General features: G+C 71.7%; 12 protein-coding genes. 5 read left to right on the plus strand and 7 right to left on the minus strand.

Going from position 1 to position 14137, the window contains the following annotated elements; all coding sequences use genetic code 11:
• The first annotated feature begins 12 nt into the window (after nucleotides 1-12).
• Complete coding sequence (locus AB0M70_RS12055; protein WP_365819803.1) at nucleotides 13-1314, plus strand: phosphatase PAP2 family protein; 1302 nt, start codon at nucleotides 13-15, stop codon at nucleotides 1312-1314.
• Nucleotides 1315-1321: 7 nt separating this feature from the next.
• On the opposite strand, the gene AB0M70_RS12060 is transcribed toward AB0M70_RS12055, so the two are convergent.
• The 3 genes from AB0M70_RS12060 to AB0M70_RS12070 are packed head-to-tail and all read right to left on the minus strand — an operon-like array spanning nucleotide 1322 to nucleotide 4880.
• Complete coding sequence (locus AB0M70_RS12060) at nucleotides 1322-2368, minus strand: LCP family protein (protein ID WP_365819118.1); 1047 nt, start codon at nucleotides 2366-2368, stop codon at nucleotides 1322-1324.
• Entirely contained in the window at nucleotides 2365-4488 is a 2124-nt protein-coding gene (locus tag AB0M70_RS12065) for a bifunctional polysaccharide deacetylase/glycosyltransferase family 2 protein (protein ID WP_365819120.1), read from the minus strand. Before AB0M70_RS12065 ends, AB0M70_RS12060 begins: the two co-directional genes overlap by 4 nt.
• Nucleotides 4485-4880: a hypothetical protein gene (locus tag AB0M70_RS12070; protein WP_365819122.1), complete on the minus strand. Its 396-nt coding sequence runs from the start codon at nucleotides 4878-4880 to the stop codon at nucleotides 4485-4487. The genes AB0M70_RS12065 and AB0M70_RS12070 overlap by 4 nt, the downstream gene beginning before the upstream one ends.
• 206 nt (nucleotides 4881-5086) lie before the next feature.
• On the opposite strand from AB0M70_RS12070, the gene AB0M70_RS12075 reads away from it, so the two are divergent.
• Entirely contained in the window at nucleotides 5087-5971 is an 885-nt protein-coding gene (locus AB0M70_RS12075) for a DUF72 domain-containing protein (protein ID WP_365819124.1), read from the plus strand.
• Here AB0M70_RS12075 and AB0M70_RS12080 read toward each other — a convergent pair.
• From AB0M70_RS12080 to AB0M70_RS12095, 4 genes are all read right to left on the minus strand, one after another.
• A complete protein-coding gene (locus tag AB0M70_RS12080; RefSeq protein WP_365819126.1) occupies nucleotides 5942-6349 on the minus strand; it encodes an STAS domain-containing protein in 408 nt (135 codons plus the stop codon). The two genes, AB0M70_RS12075 and AB0M70_RS12080, sit on opposite strands and share 30 nt — an antisense overlap.
• Nucleotides 6346-7485 (minus strand): cobalamin B12-binding domain-containing protein, encoded by a 1140-nt coding sequence (locus AB0M70_RS12085; RefSeq protein ID WP_365819128.1) that lies wholly within the window; start codon nucleotides 7483-7485, stop codon nucleotides 6346-6348. The genes AB0M70_RS12080 and AB0M70_RS12085 overlap by 4 nt, the downstream gene beginning before the upstream one ends.
• Entirely contained in the window at nucleotides 7482-9155 is a 1674-nt protein-coding gene (locus AB0M70_RS12090; protein ID WP_365819805.1) for a PP2C family protein-serine/threonine phosphatase, read from the minus strand. Before AB0M70_RS12090 ends, AB0M70_RS12085 begins: the two co-directional genes overlap by 4 nt.
• Nucleotides 9156-9302: 147 nt before the next feature.
• Complete coding sequence (locus AB0M70_RS12095) at nucleotides 9303-9773, minus strand: ATP-binding protein (RefSeq protein ID WP_365819130.1); 471 nt, start codon at nucleotides 9771-9773, stop codon at nucleotides 9303-9305.
• A 265-nt stretch (nucleotides 9774-10038) separates the two neighbouring features.
• Between AB0M70_RS12095 and AB0M70_RS12100 the strand changes: the two genes are divergently transcribed.
• The 3 genes from AB0M70_RS12100 (at nucleotide 10039) to AB0M70_RS12110 (ending at nucleotide 14137) form a co-directional block, all read left to right on the plus strand.
• Nucleotides 10039-11355, plus strand: coding sequence for a phytase (locus tag AB0M70_RS12100; protein WP_365819132.1), 1317 nt, complete (start codon nucleotides 10039-10041; stop codon nucleotides 11353-11355).
• A 104-nt stretch (nucleotides 11356-11459) separates the two neighbouring features.
• On the plus strand, nucleotides 11460-13211 hold the full coding sequence (locus AB0M70_RS12105; RefSeq protein ID WP_365819134.1) for a CotH kinase family protein: 1752 nt from the start codon (nucleotides 11460-11462) through the stop codon (nucleotides 13209-13211).
• Nucleotides 13208-14137, plus strand: a complete 930-nt coding sequence (locus tag AB0M70_RS12110) for a hypothetical protein (RefSeq protein WP_365819136.1) — start codon at nucleotides 13208-13210, stop codon at nucleotides 14135-14137. Before AB0M70_RS12105 ends, AB0M70_RS12110 begins: the two co-directional genes overlap by 4 nt.

The following is a 14137-nucleotide window of genomic DNA, read 5'->3' on the forward strand; positions in this document are numbered from 1 at the left end:
AGCCGCAGAACCATCCTGTGGGCCGCCGCGGCCACGGTGGCCCTCGTGTTTCTCGTCGCGTTGGAGATCGCCGCTCGTCGCTACGGCGGTGTGGCGGGGCCGATCACCAATCAGGTGCGGGAGGTGGTCCTTCCGCCGAAGCCTGGGCCGTTGTACGGCGGGCTCGCGTTGATGATGGTGGTGCTCAGTTGGAGACAGCGGTTCGTCGCCGCCGGGTTCGCGGTGGGCGTCGATGTCGTCTTCGTGGCGGTGCGGTGGGCGGTGGACGCCGATGTGCCCGAGGGGCAGTTCTTCGGCAACGGGGCGTTGTGGGCGATGCTGGGCTGCGCGGTCTTCGCGCTCACGCGCCGCACCGGTGAGGAGCGGATTCTGCTGCTCAAGGGCGTCGGGCTCGGGCTGCTGCTCGTGGCCGGGCGCAAGACCGGTGACACCTGGCTGCTCATCACGTCGAAGACCCGCCCGACCGTGCTCGACCCCTATGTGGCGATGGCCGATCACGCGCTCGGCAACCCGTCGTGGCTGGCGGGAAGGCTGCTCGAGGCCTCCGGGCCGGTCAGCACCTATGTGCTCGACCTGGTCTACGCCCAGCTCGCGGTGGCGGCCGTCGCCGTCGCGCTGTACCAGCTGCGCAATGTGGCGGCCGAGCGCGCCTTTCCGCGCCACCACCTCGTGCGCACGTTCCTGCTGATCGGCCTCCTGGGGCCCGCCTTCTACATGATCTTCCCGGTGGTCGGGCCGATCTTCGCCTACGGCCCCGGCACCTCCGGCACCGGCGGCGTCCAGTGGGCCGTGGCCGACCTGTGGCCGCACACCTTGCCGCCGGTCAGCCTCCCGCACCCGGTGACGTACGACGGGATCACCCCGCGCAACTGCATGCCGAGCCTGCACACGGCGTGGGCCACCGCGATCTTCATCCACTCCCGCAAGGGCCCGCGCCTGCTGCGGTACGCGGGAACGTTCTGGCTGGTCTGCACGTTCGGTGCGACGCTGGGCTTCGGCTACCACTACGGCGTGGACCTCGTCGCCGGTGTGGTGTTCGCGCTCACCGTCGAGGCGGGGCTGCGCACGTTCGACCGCGGCTGGCACCGGTCGGGTGTCCAGCTGGTCGCCTACGGCACGGCCGTCTTCGCCGCGCTCCTGGTGTCGTACCGCTGGCTGCCGATGGAGATGGCCGCCCACCCGTGGGTGTTCGGCCCTCTCGTCATCGTGTCGATGCTCTCGGTGATCTACGGCTACGTACGGACCACCGGGGCGTGGGAGCCGAAGCCCGCACCGGCGCTCCGGCCCCCGGACCCGCAGCCCGAGATGGTGTGACTCATACTCATTTCAGGGGGCGGTCCTTTCTTAGGGCCGTGAAGAGCCTCGCCGATTTCTTCGCGTCCCACTTCAGTACGTTGCCCTTGGACGTGGGGACGCCGAAGCCCGACACGGGCACGTTGAGCCGGGTGCCCTGACCGCCCGAGACGCTCTGCACGGCGCGGAACATCTCGCCGAGGTCCTGCAGGCTCATGTCCTTGTCGACGATGAGCGTGTCGAGCCCGGCCCGCATCGCGGGGCCGATCTCCGTCGGGTCGAAGAGCGTGCCGGGCCTGGCGGCCTGGTGGGCGAGGGTCGCCAGGAACTTCTGCTGGTTCTTCGACCGGCCCAGGTCGCCCTCCCTCTCCTGGTGGCGCTGACGGACGAAGGCGAGGGCCTGTTTGCCGTCCAGGGTGTGACAGCCCTTACGCAGGTCGGCGCCCGACTTCTTGTCCTTGATGTCGCGGTCCAGGCACATGCGGACGCCGCCGATGGCGTCGACGATGTTCACGAACCCGGCGAAGCCGATCTCCGCGTAGTGGTCGATGCGCAGCCCGGTGTTGCGCTCGACGGTGTGCACCAGGAGCTCGGGGCCGCCGTAGGCGAAAGCGGCGTTCAGCTTGTCCCCTTCGGGCCGCTTCGTCTTGCCCGTGTTCGTGTCGAGGCGGCCGGGCACGGTGACCCAGGAGTCGCGCGGCAGGCTGACCATGCTGGTTCCGTTGGCGCCGGTGTGCAGCAGCATCATCGAGTCGGTGCGCCGCCCGCCGCCCCCGCCGGCGCGCAGGTCCTGCACGGCGTCCTCCGAGAGCCCGTCGCGACTGTCCGAGCCCACGATGAGGTAGTTGGTGCCCGCGCCGGGTGCCGGGCGGTTCCCGTACGCGCCGAGGTCGACCTCGCGCTGGAGGCTCGTCTCGGCCCAGCCGTACGTGCCGCCCGCCGCGACGAGCGCGCCGGTCAGCACGGCGAGCACCGCCCGCCGCAGTCTCCTGCGCTTCTTCGGCTGCCGGGCGTGAGCGCGTCGCGGTCCGTAGTGCGAGCTGGGGCGCTCGGCGAAACGGAGGGGGTCTGTCATCGTCCGCTCCCTTGCAGGCTCGGCCGCGCCTCTTCCGGCCGCGCTTCGGGCGGCGCTTCCGGCCGCGCTTCCACCAGGTACGGGTCGGCGGTGCCGGTCCGTTTCATGCTGTGCCACTTCAGGCGGGTGCCGAGCAGCGCCGTGGTGACGGAGTGGATGACCACCAGGTACATCAACTGCCGGTACACGAACTGCTGGAGGGGCAGCACCCACAGGACGCGCAGCCGTTCGCGGTCGAGCCGCAGCGCGTACGCGGCGGTCACCACCTGCACGGCGAGGAAGCCGAACCAGACGAGGGCGGCCTCCACGGGGTCGCGGAACAGCGCCCCGAACAGGGCGAACATGTCCACGACCGGCGCACACAGCGGCAGCACGATCTGGAACAGCGTGACGTAGAGCAGCACGCGGCGGCCGAAGCGCCCGGCGGGGCCGACCTCCACCGCGGCGTGCCGGTGCTTCCACATCGCCTGGAGGGTGCCGTAGCACCAGCGGTAGCGCTGGCGCCACAACTGCCGGACGCTGCTGGGCACTTCGGTCCAGGCGACGGCCGACTGCTCGTAGACGACGCGCCAGCCGGCCCGCCAGAGCGCCATCGTCAGGTCGGTGTCCTCGGCCAGGGTCTCGTCGCTGACTCCGCCGACGCCCATCAGCGCGTCCCTGCGGTACGCCCCGATCGCCCCCGGCACCGTCGGCATGCACTCCAGGACCTCGAACATCCGCCGGTCGAGGTTGAAGCCGAGCACGTACTCCAGGTGCTGCCATTTGCCGAGCAGGCGGCGCCTGTTGCCGACCTTGGTGTTGCCGCTGACCGCGCCGACCGCGGGGTGGGCGAGCGGCTGGACGAGTCGGGCGAGGGCCTCGGGCTCGAAGATGGTGTCCGCGTCGACCATCACGACGATGTCGTGCCGGGCGTGCGCGAGGCCGGTGTTGAGGGTGCTCGGCTTGCCGCCGTTGGGCTGCCGGATCACCGTCACCCGTGGGTCGTCGATCTCCTCGGCGATGTCGGCGGTGGCGTCGGTGGAGCCGTCGTCGATCACGATGACCTGGAAGTGCGGGTGCGTGGAGGCGAGCAGCGAGTACACGGTGGAGGCGATGCCGGCCTCCTCGTTGTACGCGGGCACCAGGACCGTCACCGGCTCCCGCACCTCGCGAAGGCGTGGCGCGCCCGGCCGGAACCGGTGCAGCCTGCGCACGTGCAGCCGGGCGAACAGCGCGAACAGGAGCATCCGCAGGACGCCGAGTACGCCCGCGAGGGTCAGCGTCCACACCATCACGGTGAGGAAGGCCTTGCCGAGCCGCTGCGACCAGATCAGGCCCTGGCCCTCGATCTCCTTGGCGACCGGGACGCCTTCGGTGAAGGAGGGCCGGCCGAGGCCGCCGCTGATGGTGGTGAAGGACTTCACCCGGCGGTCCCGCAGCAGCTCCTCGGCCTCGCGGTAGCCGAGGTCGGTCTGGCTGTGCTGCGTCACCAGGCCTTTCCAGGGCTTGCGGTCCTTGCGGTCCGACGCGACGACCAGATAACCCTGTTCGGCCGCGCGCCTCGCGGCCGGCCACTGGGGGCCGCAGAGCGTGTCCGCGGCCGTGGTGTGCGGCAGCCGCAGCAGGGTGGTGTTGACGCCGCCCGCGCCCGCGAGAGCGGTCTGGGTGAGCGACAGTTCGAGGCGGGCGCGCAACGGTGAAGCGACACCGAAGTCGCCCCCGCTGTAGGTGTACGAGCCGACCTCGTGGCCCTCGCGCAGGATGCGCCGCATCAGTTCGGGGTGCCGGGCCGCGTCCTTGCCGTGGACGAAGAAGGTCGCCGGCGCGTGGTGTGCGCGCAGCAGGGCGAGCAGGCGCGGCGTCCACACCGGGTCGGGCCCGCCGTCGAAGGTGAGCGCGACGGTCCCCGGCGGCATGCCCTCGGTGGTGACCCCCCGCGGGCCGAACCGCAGCAGTGGTTTCCCGTCGTCGGCCTCGCGCGGGATCGGCCGGGTGCACGGCGGTTTGGTGCGCGCGGCATCGACCTGGTGCGTCGTCCAGCCCTCGAAGAGGAGGGCGACGGTGACCACCAGGAGGACGAGCAGGAGCACGAGCCAGTGTCCGCGCGGCGGGCGGCGGACATCGGCGGGGCCCCGGCTCACTGCTTCGGGCCTCCGGCCGCCGGGTCGGCTCTGGAGCTGCCCGCGGAGGTGCCCGCAGAGGTCTCCCCAGGGGTTCCCGCGTCCGAGGACGCCGGTGCGTCCGTACTGGGCGGATGCGTGCCGACGGGCTGCCAGAGGCCGCTGATCAGCGTGCCGGCGAACAGCAGATACCCGAGGCAGCCGCAGCCCACGATCAGCCCGACGCCTTGCAGGGTGCGTCTGCGCCACCCGGACCGGTCGATGAACACCGGGAGTTGCGGGGCGGCGGCCGGGGAAAACGGTGCGGCCGTTGGGCGCCGTGCGGCCGGGGCGGCGGCGCCCGGCGGGTACGGCGACACGGACGGCAATCGCCCGTCGTTCGGTGTGCTGGCTATGTGGGGGGTGCCCTGCACTGATGCTCCTGATCTGCGGCCACGCACGCGCGGCTCTTTGTGTGGGGGGTGCGGGCCCGAAGGCCCGCCGTACTGCCCGCGGCTTACCGGGTGGGGCCGGTGTGGCCGTTGGTCTCACGCAGCCCCCGACCCTACTCGGACGGGCGGTGACGGTCACGTGAGAAATGCCATGCCCGGCTCGCGCCCCTCGGGGGTACCGGGGTCCCATGGGCGACATTCTTGTGGGGACGTGCTCGTGGACCGATCCGGCGCTCGTACGCAGCGGGTGGTATCCGAAGGGGCGGCGTGACGCGGAGGGGCGGCTGCGGTACTACGCGGAGCGGTTTCCCGTCGTCGAGGTCGACTCGACGTACTACGCGCTGCCCGGCGAACGCAACAGCCGCCTGTGGGCCGAACGCACGCCGGACACCTTCACGTTCGACGTGAAGGCCTTCTCGCTGCTCACCGGCCACCCCACACGCCCGGCGGCGCTCCCCGGCGACTTGAGGGCGGGAGGGCCGGCCGATGCCCGGGACCCGGACCTGCTCGACGAGGTGTGGAAGCGGTTCGCCGCCGGGATCGAGCCGCTGCGACAGGCGGGCCGACTCGGCAGCGTGCTGTTCCAGTTCCCGCCGTGGCTGCGGCCCGGCGAACGGGCCGCGGAGGTCCTCGCCCTGACCGCACGGCGGACCCAGGGGTGGCCGGTGGCGGTCGAGTTCAGGCACCCCGACTGGTGGCGCGCGGAGCAGGCCGAGGCCACCAGGAGCCTGCTGGCCGGTCATGGCATGGCGGCGGTCGGCGTCGACATGAACCCGGCGCTGCCGTCCTCGCTGCCTCCCGGCGCACCGGTGACCTCGCCCCGGCTGTCCGTCGTACGCTTCCACGGCCGCAGCACGGCGTGGGGGCGGGGCAGCAAGGAGGACCGCTTCCGGTACGCGTACGCCGACGACGAACTCGCCGAGTGGGTACCCCGGTTGCGTACGCTCGCCGAGCGCACCGAGGAGGTCCACGTCCTGTTCAACAACTGCTGCGCGGACGCCGCCGTGCGCGCCGCCGAGGCCATGGCGCGGCTGCTTGGGCCCTCACTCGCCCCGCAGGTCGGACGTACCTGACCCGCCTGCGGCCCGGTCGGGCGCTGCGGCGGCCGTGAGGTGGTCGAAGGTGCAGGTGAGCCGCAGCAGACGGTCGAGGCAGTCGGGGCGGCGGTTGAGCCGCAGGGTGACACCGCGGGCGTCCGTGACGCGCCGGGCCATCAGCAGGGACGCCAGGCCCATGGAGTCGACGAACGTCAACTCCGCCAGCTCCAGGTCGAGTCGGTGCACCGCGCGGCCTCCCGTGCGGGCCAGGTCGAGTTGCTCGGTGACGGCCGCGACGAGGCTGTCGGTCACCCCGTACTCCAGGCTGCCGCCGACGTGGACGGTCACGACGCCCTGCTGGAACTCGGTGCGCAGGTCGAGGCGGGGCACGGGGCGGGACGCGGGGCCTGTCATACGGTTTCTCCCGTCCGGGGGCACGCCTGCCGAGCGCCGAGGGCGTCGCGGGCGGTGTCGAGCACGCGCGTGGCGCGCGGGAAGTCGGCCAGTCTTCGGCCCAGGACGTCCAGGGCGATGAGGAGGCTGCGGGCGGGGACGTGGCGCGCGGTGAGGATGTCCGCCGTCCAGTCGAGGAACCGGGTGAAGAGCCCGTCGTCGTCGAGGTAGAGCGCCGTGGCCAGGTAGTCCACGATGTGCGCGATGTCCTCGGCGGTGTGCTGGCGCTGCTGCGCCGTGTAGTGGGCCATCGGCGGGAAGAGCTCCTCCAGTTCGCGGAGCACCTCCCTGACCAGCTCACCCCGGCTGCGGGCGACCATCGAGTACTCCTGGTCGCTGAGGTGCGGCAGGTCGTCCACGGCCTGATGGAGCATCAGCTTCGGCCGTGCGAGGCCCTGTTCGAGCAGATCGGCGGCGTCCCGCGCGTCGGCCGCCCAGGCGTCGGCGCCGAGGGCCCTGGCATAGCGCCCGTCCGCGCCGAAGGCCGCGCCGCCCACGAGCACCGGGGTCCCGACGGCCTGGCAGGCGGTGAGCGCGGCATGCGCGACCGGAAGGTTCGTCGGGATCGACGAGGAGAGCGCCACCACGTCGGGCACGTGGTGATGCAGGTGCCGCACCAGGTGCGGGGTGGGGGTGTGGGCGCCGAGGAAGTCGACCTGCCAGCCGCGCAGGCGAAGCACCTCGGCGAGCAACCGCGCGGGCAGGGCGTGCCACTCACCGTCCACACAGGCGACGGTGACGCGTCCGCGCCGCCGTGCGGTGTCCGGGAGCGGCAGACCGGCATCCGCCGTGAGCGTGATGACCCGGTCGTTGATGGCCGTCGCGGCGTGCTCCTGGGCCACGCTGATGCGGTTCGCCGCCCATTCGACGCCGACCCGCGCCTGTACGGGGGCGATGAGGTCGAGCAGGACGCTCTCGAAGCCACTGCCCGCCTCGACCGCGGCCCGCACCGTGCGGGTGGCCGCGAGTTCGTCGCCCTCGCGCACGTGGTCCCACAACTGCGCGCGGGCGGATGCGAGCGGATCGGACGACGCGCGCGGATCGGACAGCACGTCCAGATCAGGCCCTTCGGTCAGATCGGAAAGGGGAGCGATCATCCGGTGTACCTGCCTCGGGTGTGTCCGTCCACGGCGCTGAGGTGCTGATGGCGCGGGGCGGCTATCGCGACCACGGCCATGTCGTCGTGCGGCCCTCGGCCCACCCACTGCGAGGCCAGCATCTGCACCCGCTCCACGACGGCTTCGGCGACCATGCCGAAGCACTCCGAGAGCGCCCGCGACAGGCGCTCCTCACCGAACATCTCCGTTCCCAACGGCCCTCCCTTGGCCTCGACGATGCCGTCACTGAACAGGAGACACACCTCCCCCGGCTTGAGCCGGACATGCGCGGTGCTCGACGTGACCTGCGGCAGGGCGCCGATCAGGGTGCCCCGCGTGTCGGCCTCGTCGACGCTGCCGTCCGCGCGGGCGATCAGCGGCGGGGGGTGGCCCGCGCTGGTGACGCGCAGGTCCACGGAGTTTCCGCGGCGGGCCACGGAGGCCAGCGCCAGCGTGGCGAACCGGGTGTGCTCGGCCCGCAGCAGCGATTCGTTGAGGAGGCTGAGCAGCTGCTGGTGGTCGTGCCCCATGGGCCGCAGCGCCTGCACCGTGTTGCGTATCTTGCCGGTGAGGGCCGCCGCTTCCAGGCCCTTGCCGCAGACGTCACCGAGAACCGCGAGCGTCTCGTCCTCCGGGGTCTGTCCGGCGTGTACGTCGTAGAAGTCGCCGCCGATGTGCTCGCCCGCGCCCGCGGCGATGTACCCCCCGGCGAACTCCACGCCGTTCACGGGACGCAGGTCGGGGGGCAGCAGGTCACGCATGAGCGTGCGGGAGATGGCGCTCTGTTCGGCGTAGAGCCGGGCAGCGGAGACCGCCGCGCCGGCGCGCGCGGCGAAGACCCGGGCGAAGACCTCCTCGGCCTCGCTGAACGCGCTGCGCTCGGTGCACCTCAGCAGCATCAGGACGCCCGCCGGAACGCCGTGGCCGGGCAGCGGGGTGATCAGGACCGAGCAGACCGGGCCGGTGAAGTGGGCGGGCACGGCCCACTCCGGAAGCGTCGCGGGGTCGATCCACCGTGAGGGAACCGGCGGGAAGCCCTGCATGGCCTCGCTGAGGCCCGGCACCTCCGCCAGGTCGATCTCCACGGTGGAGTGGGTGACCTCCCCCGCCGGTCCGGTGCTGGTCATGGGGTGCACGTTGCCGCGGCCCGGCGCGATGACCGTCGCCGCGTCGCAGAGATGCCCCGCCGCCATGGTGGCCGTCACCTCCATGCACCGCTCGACGTTGAGGGACGACAGCAGCTGCTGGGAGGCGTCGGCGAGCAGCGCCGTACGTCTTCGTTCGGCGCGCAGGTCGTCCTCCGCCGTGCGCCGGTTGGTGTCCTCCGCCAGCCACCATGCCCAGTGCGTGGCGTCGAGCCGGGCGGGGCGGGCCTCGTAGCTCCGCTCGCCGATCTCGCCGCGTACGACGTCCGGCTCGTCGCCGTCGGCCGCTCGGGGGCCTCGCGCGGTCAGCCGGGTGTGCGCGTCGGCGAGCCATCGCGGTGCGGCCTCACGCAGGGCCGTGCCGTTCGCCGCGGTCGGCAGGAGAAGCCGCACGGCCTCGTTCGTGGCCGCCACCCGGCCCGCGCCGTCGGCGACGACCACGGGGTGTGGTGCGGTGGCCCAAGCGTCGGCCAGGACCGCCGGTGCGATGCGCGTCTTCGTTTCCAGCTGTTCCGGTGCGTTCATGGCGATGGGCACGCGATGCGAACCCCACCTCCCTCCCTGCGGGGATTCCACCCCATCCACGGCGATTTCCGGCACTTGGCCCTTGGGGCGCACGGGTACCACGCGTACGTCCGGCCAAACCGGGAAGTCGCGATCAGTTGGGCCCGTTCAGTTCAGCGGCAGCGTCACGGTGATGTGCTTGCCGCCGCCGCGCTCCAGGACGAGGTCGATCTCCGTGGCCAGTTCGCGGATGAGGGGCCATCCGTATCCGCCCGTTCCGCCCGTCGTCGTACCCGGGCCGGCGGTGTGCCGACGCCGGGGCAGGTCCGTCGAGCGGTCGCCCACGGTCACCCGCAGCACGCCGGCCGCCGTACTCACCTCGAACCGGGTGACGCCGCCGCCGTGCCGCAGCGCGTTGGTGAACAGCTCCGAGACCACGAGGAGGACGTCGTTCAGGACGCGCTCGGTGACCGTGCCCTCGCCTCGGTCCGCGCGGTGCCGCAGGACACACCGCACGTAGCCGCGCGCCGCGGCCGCCGTCGGCGGCACGGACGTGGCGGCGGGCAACGACGGGGCGGCCGGCAGCGGCGCCGGACGCCCGTTCTCGCGGGGCCAGTCGGATGGTGCGTCGGGGCTCACACGCAGGACTCCTTCACCGGGCCGTGGACAGCGCCGTACCGAGGCCTCGGCCGACCCGCGTCGCTCCGAGACGTTCGTCACCTCGAACAACCGGTCTACCACTTGCCGTTAGAGGTCGCACATTCTACGAACACGTACGTGTGCGGCGACACACTCCGTTCACTTCGCGGACCGCCGGGCGACGCACCATCTGGCGGCAAGTCTTCACGGCAAGATCACAGAGTGGATTCGTCATGCGGTACTCATGACAGAAAGGGATCCCTTCATGGCCAAGCCCCGCAGACCCCGCCCCGCCCTCGCTCTCGTCGCCGCCCTCGCCGCGGTGGCGGCGGCCGCGCCCCTGGGCCCCGGCGCCCGCGCGGCCACGGCACTGCCCGCCGTCGAGCCGCGCGCCGAGACCGCCGCCCTGCACGACGACGACGCGGGCGGCAACGCCGACGCCGACGACCCGGCGATCTGGCGCAACCCCGCCGATCCGGGCCGCAGCCTGGTCGTGGCCACCGCCAAGCAGGGCGGGCTGCGCGTGTACGACCTCTCCGCGCGCGAGGTGCAGTCCGTTCCGGCGCCCGCGGCGCCCGGACCCGATGACGCACCCGGCCGCTTCAACAACGTCGACCTGGTGCACGGCATGCGGCTGTCGGCGGGCCGCGCCGACCTGGCCGTGACGAGCGACCGCGGCAGCGACCGGCTGCGCGTCTACCGCATCGACCGCGAACGCCCCGGCGGCCCGCTCACCGACGTCACCGACCCCTCGGCGGCGCCCGTCTTCTCCTCCTCGCAGGAGGAGGTGAACGAGCAGCGCACCGCGTACGGCCTCGCGACCTGGACCGACCCCTCCACGGGCCGCTCGTACGCGCTGGTCAGCCGGCGGGAGCGGACCCGGCTCGCGCTCCTCGAACTGACCCCGAAGAACGACGGCAAGGTCGGCTACCGCAAGGTCCGCACCCTCGACCTGCCCGCCGACTTCCGCCTGCCGAACGGCACTTCATGGGCGCCGTGCGGCGAGCCGGGTGAACTGCCGCAGGTGGAGGGCATGGTCGTCGACCCGGCCGACGGCACGCTCTACGCGGGCCAGGAGGACGTCGGCATCTGGCGGCTGCGCGCCGACCTGACCGGCAAGCCCCGGCTCATCGACAAGGTGCGTGAGTACGGCGTCCCGGCGACGTACGACCCCGCGACCGAGGAGTGCACCGCGGGCGCCGACCCCGGCTACGGCGGCAAGCGGCTCAAGGCCGACGTCGAGGGTCTGACGCTGCTCGACGAAGGCGACGGCGACGGCGACGGCGACGGCTACCTGCTGGCCTCCAGCCAGGGCGACAACACCTTCGCCGCCTACGACCGTGAGGTGTCCGACCGCAACGCGTACGAGGGCGGCTTCCGCGTCACCGCCGCCTCCGCCGCGCTCGACGGCTCCGAGGAATGTGACGGCGCCGCGGTGCTCAACAAGCCGCTCGGCGCCGCGTTCCCGCACGGGCTGCTCGTCGTGCAGGACGGTCATGACGCGCCCGAGGACGCCGAACGGCCCTCCACCGGCTTCAAGTTCGTGGACCTGGGTGACGTGCTCGACGCCGTCGACGACTGACACGGCCGACGAGGCGTGACCGCCAGGCCGGATATCGGTCTGGCGGTCATGTGGCGCCGGGCGTAGAGAGGAAGGTTCACGCCAGGGATCCCAGGGAGGCCGTCGTGGACAGGACCATCGGCAAGGGCACGTTCCGGGACGCGTTCAAGAACCAGGTCATCGCGGTCTCCGCACTGCCCGCGGGCACCGGGCGGCGGCTCGCCGAGCGGGCCAACGCGGCAGCGGGCCCCGCCGACGCCGCGCTGCGGACGAAGGCCGAGTTCAGCGCGTTGTACGACCTGCTGCTCGCCGAGCAGGGCGACCTGGCGGGCGCCTCGGCCGACGGCAGCCTGGTCCTTCTCGACGCGGACGGACAGCTCACCCCGATCGGGCGGATCGTCGACGAGTTCCTCAACGCGGCCGAGAACAAAACGGAGTTCTTCGCTCAGGACATGTATCAGGTCAAGGTCACCGGCTGGCCGCCCGGCGTCCTGACGGCCGACGAGGTGATGGTGGCGCCGCAGGGCGCCCGGCTGACCGTGGCCAGGAGCGACGCCCCGGACGACACGCTGCTCGCGACGCCGGCGTTCTCCCTGGTCAACAGCGGCAACATGACCGCTCGCGCGCCCAAGCGCTCCTGGAAGATCAACTTCGAGGTCGGCGAGAGCGAGGACCGCCTGCACGGCATGGAGCGCGTCAACCTCAAGGCGATGTACAACGACCCGTCGCAGATGCGCGAGGCCGTCGCCTGGCGGCTCCTGGAGCGCGCGGGTATCCCGGCGGCGCAGCACACGTACGCGACGTTCCACCTCAACGACCGCTACATGGGCCTGTACTCGGTCATCGAGCAGGTCGACAAGAAGTTCCTGAAGGACCACTTCGGCAAGAACGCGGAGGGCAACCTCTACAAGGCGTACTGCGGCGACGTCGGCTGCGCGACCCTGGAGCACCGCCCCGGCACGGACGGCACTGACAGCGGCCGGCAGTACTTCACCGCGGGGAGCCTGGAGGACGACCGTACGTACCGTCTGAAGACGAACGAGGACGACCCCTCCACCAACACCTACGACGACCTCGCGGCTCTCGTGCGCACCGTCAACGGCGTCCATCTCGCGGGCGGCGACGACCGGTTCGCCTCCGACGCCTTCCGCGAGGCGGTCGAGCAGATCCTGAACGTGCCGGCGTTCCTGCGCTGGGCGGGTGCCAACGTCCTGCTCGGCAGCTGGGACAACTACTTCGCGACACCGTCGAACTACTACCTCTACAACGCGGGACGGCTCGGCGACCCGACGGGCTTCATGGTCCGCCCGTACTTCACGTTCATCCCCTGGGACTACGACAACAGCTCGGGCATCGACTTCTTCGCCACGCGGTGGCAGTACACGGACCTGCTCGACTGGCCGGCGATGAGCCGCAACTACTGCCGGATCACGCACGCGCCGCACGAGGAGTCACGCATCCCGCTGTTCACCAACCTGCTGCGCCACCACGACTTCTGCCAGTACTACCTCGATCACCTCGAGTACCTCCTGGACACGGAGTTCGGCCCCGAGCAGGTCGCGGCGCTGCTCGGCGCGGAGGGGTCCGGGCGCTCTGACGGTCTGTGGCAGCTCGTCTCGTCCGCCGCGTACGGCGAGTCCACGAGCCCGCACGGACAGCCCTTCACCGGGCGCCAGTTCACCAACGACGAGGTGTACCGCGCCGGATACCGGCAGTGGGAGCTGAGCCGCGGCTCGCAGTTCACGTACGGGATCTTCCACTACACGCGCATGCGCTACGACCACGCACGACAACAGCTCGCCGAGTTGCGCAAGACCTATCCCAACGGCGCCAGCGGGGCGTCGTTCCCCGGCGCGATGGAGGTACTGCCCTCATGACCGCAACGAAGAAGTCGGCCAAGCCCGATCGCTCGCACGAGCTGCGCCTCGTGAAAGAGGCCAAGATCAAGGACCTGATCGGGGACGGCGCGGGCTCCCGCCTGGAGGCCAGCGGTGTCCTCTACCGGGACGGCGCCTTCCTCGTCGTCTGCGACAACCTGCCCTCCCTCATCCGGGTCAGCAGCGAGCTGTCGCCCAAGGCGCCGGAGAACGGCGTGCTCAAGCCCGGCAAGGCGAAGAAGTCCGGCAAGTCCGGGGCGAACGAGGGGTACGAGGATCTCGCCCACGACGAGAAGCGCGACCACTACTTCACGCTGAGCGAGGCCGAGCCGGTCAAGCCCAAGGGCTTCCGCGCCCGGATCCACGAGTTCGACGACAAGCTGCGTCCGTGCGGCTCGACACTGCTCGACTTCGACGTGGCGGACGCGAACAAGGGCATGGAGGGCCTCGAGTGGGTGGAGCGCTCGGGCGCGGCGCACCTCCTGGCGCTGTGCGAGGGCAACCGGTGCGCGGGCGGCAAGAAGGGCAGGACGCCGGGCGGCGGGCGCATCCAGGTCTTCCGGCAGGGCGGCAAGCGCTGGATCCACACGTCCACGATCCGGCTGCCCGGGTCGCTGCCCTTCGAGGACTACAGCAGCGTGTCCGTGCGCGACGGGCGGATCGCCGTCCTGTCGCAGGCGTCGTCGGCGCTGTGGGTGGGCCGCCTCTCCACCAAGAAGTGGGAGGTCGACGAAGGCACCGTCTACCACCTCCCCACCGACGCCAAGGGCCGGACGGTCTACGGCACCGCGGAGGGCGTCTCCTGGGTCTCGGCCGACTACGTGGTGATCGTGTCCGACCGGGCCAAGAAGGGCGCGGCGAACGAGCGTCACCGCGAGAAGGACCAGTCGATCCACCTGTTCCTGATCCCCAACCACCACTCCTGA

The organism is Streptomyces sp. NPDC051214, from assembly GCF_040682375.1.
Lineage (GTDB): Bacteria > Actinomycetota > Actinomycetes > Streptomycetales > Streptomycetaceae > Streptomyces.